The sequence below is a fragment of the Nocardia higoensis NBRC 100133 genome, from assembly GCF_000308595.1.
Lineage (GTDB): Bacteria > Actinomycetota > Actinomycetes > Mycobacteriales > Mycobacteriaceae > Nocardia > Nocardia higoensis.
The window spans coordinates 1-5,966 of the sequence record NZ_BAGA01000050.1; the positions used below are offsets into that span (position 1 = coordinate 1).

Consider the following 5,966-nt stretch of genomic DNA (forward strand, 5'->3'; position numbering starts at 1 on the left):
GAAACCAGCCGATAGAGGCCTTCGGCCCCGAACCTGAGAATTGCTTATGGAAGGAGGCTACCGGCCGGTAGAAGCGCTAAACTCGGTCACGAAGGCGGAGTCTTCGGTGTCCCTCATCCACCGAAGATTCCGCCCTCTCCCTGTCCGCACCCGCCCGGCTCCGTCGACGCGAGAGGGCCGGACGAACGCCTGGCGCGGCCCCGATAGGATCACGGGGTGACCAGCGCAGCCCCTGACAACTCGCATGATCGTGCCGCCGCCCTCCCCAAGAGCTGGGATCCCAGCGTCGTGGAGGCCGAGATGTACGAGCGCTGGGTAGGCGCGGGTTATTTCACCGCCGACCCCGGCTCCGACAAGCCCGCGTACTCGATCGTGCTGCCGCCGCCGAACGTCACCGGCACGCTGCACATGGGCCACGCCCTCGACCACACGCTGATGGACACCCTCGCCCGCCGCAAGCGGATGCAGGGTTACGAGGTGCTCTGGCTGCCCGGCATGGACCACGCGGGCATCGCCACCCAGAACGTGGTGGAGAAGCAGCTCGCCACCGACGGCAAGAGCAAAGAGGACTTCGGCCGCGAACTGTTCGTGCAGAAGGTCTGGGACTGGAAGCACGAATCGGGCGGCTCGATCCAGTGGCAGATGCGCGCAGTCGGCGACAGCGTCGACTGGAGCCGCGACCGCTTCACCATGGACGAGGGCCTGTCGCGCGCCGTCCAGACCATCTTCAAGCGTCTCTACGACGACGGCCTGATCTACCGCGCCGAGCGGCTGGTGAACTGGTCGCCGGAACTGCGCACCGCCATCTCCGACATCGAGGTCAAGCACGAGGACGTGGAGGGCGAGCTGGTCTCGCTGCGCTACGGCTCGCTGAACGACGACGAACCGCACGTCGTGGTGGCCACCACCCGGGTGGAGACCATGCTCGGCGACACCGCCGTGGCCGTGCATCCCGAGGACCCGCGTTACCAGAAGCTCATCGGCACCACGCTCGAGCATCCGATCACCGGCCGGCAGATCCCGATCGTCGCCGACGACTACGTCGATCCCGAATTCGGTTCCGGCGCGGTGAAGATCACGCCCGCGCACGACCCCAACGACTTCGAGATCGGCCTGCGGCACAAGTTGCCGATGCCGACGATCATGGACGAGCGCGGCCGGATCGCCGGCACCGGCACCGAATTCGACGGTATGGACCGTTTCGAGGCGCGTGTGAAGGTGCGTGAGCGGCTGGCCGAGGAAGGCCGCGTGGTGGCCGAGAAACGGCCCTACATCCACAGCGTCGGGCACTCCGAGCGCTCCGGCGAGGCGATCGAGCCCCGGCTGTCGATGCAGTGGTGGGTCAAGGTCGAGACGCTGGCCAAGGCCGCGGGCGATGCCGTGCGCAACGGCCAGGTCGCCATTCATCCGCCCAGCCTCGAGCCGCGCTGGTTCGAGTGGGTCGACAACATGCACGACTGGACCATCTCGCGTCAGCTGTGGTGGGGCCACCGGATCCCGATCTGGTACGGACCCGAGGGTGAAGTGGTGTGCGTCGGCCCCGACGAGACCGCACCCGAGGGCTGGGTGCAGGACCCCGACGTGCTCGACACCTGGTTCTCCTCCGGCCTGTGGCCGTTCTCCACGATGGGCTGGCCGGAGGCCACTGCTGAGCTGGCCAAGTTCTATCCGACCAGCGTGCTGGTGACCGGCTACGACATCCTGTTCTTCTGGGTCGCCCGGATGATGATGTTCGGCATGTACGTCTCCGAGGACGCCGCGCTCACCGCGGGCAAGGCGGGCGTGCCGCAGGTGCCGTTCCGGGATGTCTTCCTGCACGGCCTGATTCGCGACCAGTACGGCAAGAAGATGTCCAAGTCGCGTGGCAACGGCATCGACCCGCTGGATTGGATCCGCTCCTACGGCGCCGATGCGCTGCGCTTCACCCTGGCCAGGGGCGCGCAGCCCGGCGGCGACCTCTCGGTCGGCGAATCGCACGCGCTGGCCTCGCGCAGCTTCGTCACCAAGCTGTTCAACGCCACCAAGTTCGCGCTGCTCAACGGCGCCGCGCCGGGTGAGCTGCCCGCGCGCGAGGGGCTCACCGACGCCGACCGGTGGATCCTGGACCGGCTCGACGAGGTGCTCGCCGAAGTCGACGCCGCCTTCGACGCCTACGAGTTCGGCAAGGCCTGCGAGGCGCTGTACCACTTCGCCTGGGACGAATTGTGCGACTGGTACCTGGAACTGGCGAAAGTGCAGTTCGCCGAGGAGGGCGAGCGTGCCGCGGCCACCCGCACGGTGCTCGGCAACGTCCTCGATGCCGTGCTGCGGCTGCTGCACCCGGTGATCCCGTTCGTCACCGAATCGCTGTGGCAGGCGCTGACCGGCGGTGAGTCGGTGGTGGTGGCGGCCTGGCCGCAGCGCGGCGCCGAGACCGCCGACCCGGTGGCCGCGCGCCGGATCGCCGACGCGCAGCGCCTGATCACCGAGATCCGCCGGTTCCGCAGCGACCAGGGCCTGGCCGACAAGCAGAAGGTCTCCGCGACCCTGATCGGCCTGGACGAGGCCGACCTCGTCGCCCTGGCCCCCGCCGTCGCCAATCTGGCCCGGCTCACCGAGCCCGGTCCGGACTTCTCGGCCACCGCCGAGGTGGAGGTGCGCCTGAGCGGCGCGACCGTCACCGTCCAGGTCGACACCTCCGGCACGGTCGATCTCGAGGCCGAGCGCAAGCGGTTGGAGAAGGATCTGACCGCCGCGCAGAAGGAACTGGCCACCACCGAGGCGAAACTGGGCAACGAGGCATTCCTGGCCAAGGCGCCCGAGGCGGTCGTGGACAAGATCAAGGGTCGCCGTGCGGTCGCCGCCGCCGAAGTCGAGCGGATCGGGGCACGGCTCACCGAGCTGGGTGCCAAGTGAGCGACGACGACACGGGCGCGAACCCGGAACCGGAGCCGCAGTATCGCGACGAGTCCGGGGCCACCCGCCTCGGCTCGGGTCCCTCGCCGGTGGATCTCGCCGAGTTGGCGCTGGTCGAGGCCGAACTCGACCGGCGCTGGCCGGAGACCAAGATCGAGCCCTCGCTCACCCGGATCGCCACACTGATGGACCTGCTCGGTTCGCCGCAGCAGTCCTATCCGGCCATCCACATCGCCGGCACCAACGGCAAGACCTCGGTCACCCGAATGATCGACGCGCTGCTCACCGCGCTGCACCGGCGCACCGGGCGGATCACCAGCCCGCACCTGCAGCTGGCCACCGAGCGGATCAGCATCGACAACGCGCCGATCAGCCCGGCCGAGTACGTCGAGACCTACCGCGAGATCCAGCCCTACATCGAGATGATCGATCAGCAGTCGGCGGCTGCGGGCGGGCCGGCGATGAGCAAGTTCGAAGTGCTCACCGGCATGGCGTTCGCGGCCTTCGCCGAAGCGCCGGTCGATGTCGCGGTGGTGGAGACCGGGATGGGTGGCACCTGGGACGCCACCAATGTGATCGACGGCCAGGTGGCGGTCATCACGCCGATCGGGCTGGACCACACCGAATACCTCGGACCCGACCTCGCCTCGATCGCGGGCGAGAAAGCGGGCATCATCAAGCGCGCGCCGGAGAGCCTGATCCCGCGCGACACCGTCGCGGTCATCGCCCGGCAGGAACCCGAGGCCATGGAGGTGCTGCTGCGCCGTGCGGTCGAGGTGGACGCGGCGGTCGCGCGCGAGGGCGCGGAGTTCACCGTGCTGGCCAGGCAGATCGCCGTCGGCGGCCAGCAGCTCACGCTGCAGGGCCTCGGCGGTGTCTACGACGAGATCTTCCTGCCACTGCACGGCGAGCACCAGGCCCGCAACGCCGTGCTCGCGCTCGCCGCGGTGGAGGCGTTCTTCGGGGCAGGCGCGCAACGTCAGCTCGACGTGGAGGCCGTGCGCGCCGGGTTCGCCTCGGTCGCCAGCCCCGGACGAATGGAGCGCATGCGCAGCGCGCCGACCATCTTCATCGACGCCGCGCACAATCCGGCGGGCGCGCGGGCGCTGGCCGAGACGATCGGCGCCGAGTTCGACTTCCGCAAGCTGGTCGGGGTGATCGCGGTGCTCGGCGACAAGGACGCCGCGGGCATCCTGGAGGCGCTGGAACCGGTGTTCGACGAGATCGTGGTGACGAGCAACGGCTCGCCGCGCGCCCTCGACGTCGAGGTCCTCGCCGATCTGGCGGTGCAGCGCTTCGGCGACGAACGCGTCGTGGTGGCGTCGACACTGCCGGACGCCCTGGAGACCGCCATCGCGATTGCCGAGGATGTCGCCGACAGTGGAGAGATGGTCTCCGGAGCGGGTGTCGTGGTGACCGGCTCGGTGGTCACCGCGGGCGCCGCTCGTGGCCTGTTCGGAAAGGATCCCGCATGAGCCCGGCAGACAACCAGGCCGAACGGCCGGATCCGGCCGGCGGGCCGGATCGCCCCGCCGACGCGCCGGCCGCGCCCGATCCGTGGAAGGGCCTGCGCGGCGTCATGGCGGGCACCCTGGTCCTGGAGGCCATCGTGGTGCTGCTCGCCCTGCCGATCGTGGCCGACCTCGGCGGCGGGATCACCTGGGTGTCGGGCACCTACCTGGTCGGCCTCGCGGTGCTGATGATTCTCGGCGCCGGACTGCAGGGCCGGTCCTGGGCGCTCGCCTACAACCTCGGCCTGCAGGTGCTGGTGCTGCTCGGCGGCTTCTTCCACCTCTCGATCCTGGTCATCGGTGTGCTGTTCCTGCTGGTGTGGGCGTTCGTGCTGATCCTGCGCAACGAGGTCAAGAGGCGGATGGACCAGGGGTTACTGCCCAGTCAACGGCTCGGCGGAACGGGCCGTTAGGCTGTGCGCCGTGACTGAGCAGACGTTGGTACTCATCAAGCCGGACGGCGTGTCGCGCGGCCTGGTCGGCGAGGTGCTGGCCCGGGCCGAGCGCAAGGGCCTGAAGATCGCCGCCCTCGAGCTGAAGCAGGTGTCCGAGGAGCTTGCCCGTGAGCATTACGACGAGCACGCCGACAAGCCGTTCTTCGGCTCCCTGATCGAGTTCATCACCTCCGGCCCGGTCGTCGCGGCCGTGCTCGAGGGCCCGCGCGCCATCGCGGCCTTCCGTCAGCTGGCCGGCGGCACCGACCCGGTGGAGAAGGCCACGCCCGGCACCATCCGCGGTGATTTCGGCCTGGAGACCCAGTACAACCTGGTGCACGGCTCGGACTCGCCCGAGTCGGCCAAGCGCGAGATCGCGCTCTGGTTCCCCGGCTTCCCGGTCTGATCCACCGATCTTCGAAATATGTTCGTGGCGGCGGGGAATCCCCGCCGCCACGAGCCGTTTCCCGGCCGCGGGGACAGGCGGCAACCTCCCGGCATTCGGGCACTCGTGCGCCGATGGCCGGGTACCGGCGTGGTGTATGGGATACTGATAGTGGTCCTCGTCGATACCGACGGTTCGCGCAGATGCGCGAGCGGTGGGTGACGACGGTGACCGGATGACACCGCGGTTCGACGCCGATCATCGCTGCCACGGACGCACACACCGGATAGCTGTGCTCGATTGCCCAGGGTGTGGGGGTCCGCGTCGGCACGCTGGATGAGCGCTCGTGCCGTGGAGTTCAGCCAACAGCCAGGCGCCGCGTGACCAGTTAGCCCGAACGACGAAGAACCAGGTGACAACCGGGCACGCGGGGCGAGACCATAGGACCTCGTGTCGACGACGCGAGGTGTACGGACAGCGCCCCCGCGTCGGCCGCGTCACAGTCGTGGACTGGAACGCGCCCGGGGGCCCGAGGAGACTTCGTGGCCGATCAAGAGCCGCTGGACACAACATCACAGGATGCCGATCAATTGCCGGAGCGAATCCGAGTTCACGCACTTGCCAAACGGCTGGGAGTGACCAGCAAACGCATCCTCGCCAAGCTCAGCGAGTTGGGCGCAGAGGCGCGCAGCGTGCAGTCCAATGTGGACCGCGCGGTTGCCGAATCCGTGCGCGACGCGC

The 5,966-nt window shown here is 69.1% G+C and carries 5 protein-coding genes; all 5 read left to right on the top strand.

The window, feature by feature from the left end; all coding sequences use genetic code 11:
* The first annotated feature begins 216 nt into the window (after positions 1–216).
* On the top strand, positions 217–2,895 hold the full coding sequence (locus ON26_RS06285; RefSeq protein WP_040795038.1) for a valine--tRNA ligase: 2,679 nt from the start codon (positions 217–219) through the stop codon (positions 2,893–2,895).
* Between the two features lie 89 nt (positions 2,896–2,984).
* Positions 2,985–4,370, top strand: a complete 1,386-nt coding sequence (gene folC, locus ON26_RS06290) for a bifunctional tetrahydrofolate synthase/dihydrofolate synthase (protein WP_040795041.1) — start codon at positions 2,985–2,987, stop codon at positions 4,368–4,370.
* Positions 4,367–4,819, top strand: a complete 453-nt coding sequence (locus ON26_RS06295) for a DUF4233 domain-containing protein (RefSeq protein WP_040795039.1) — start codon at positions 4,367–4,369, stop codon at positions 4,817–4,819. The genes folC and ON26_RS06295 overlap by 4 nt, the downstream gene beginning before the upstream one ends.
* Positions 4,820–4,829: 10 nt before the next feature.
* Positions 4,830–5,246, top strand: coding sequence for a nucleoside-diphosphate kinase (ndk, locus tag ON26_RS06300; RefSeq protein ID WP_040795040.1), 417 nt, complete (start codon positions 4,830–4,832; stop codon positions 5,244–5,246).
* A 521-nt stretch (positions 5,247–5,767) separates the two neighbouring features.
* Positions 5,768–5,966 (top strand): translation initiation factor IF-2 N-terminal domain-containing protein (locus ON26_RS32090; RefSeq protein ID WP_157171799.1); only part of this gene is annotated, 199 nt, incomplete at its 3' end.

Bases quoted from the DNA above. Each gene is read 5' to 3' on its own strand.
- ON26_RS06295 (WP_040795039.1), top strand. From the start codon at position 4,367: ATGAGCCCGGCAGACAACCAGGCCGAACGGCCGGATCCGGCCGGCGGG.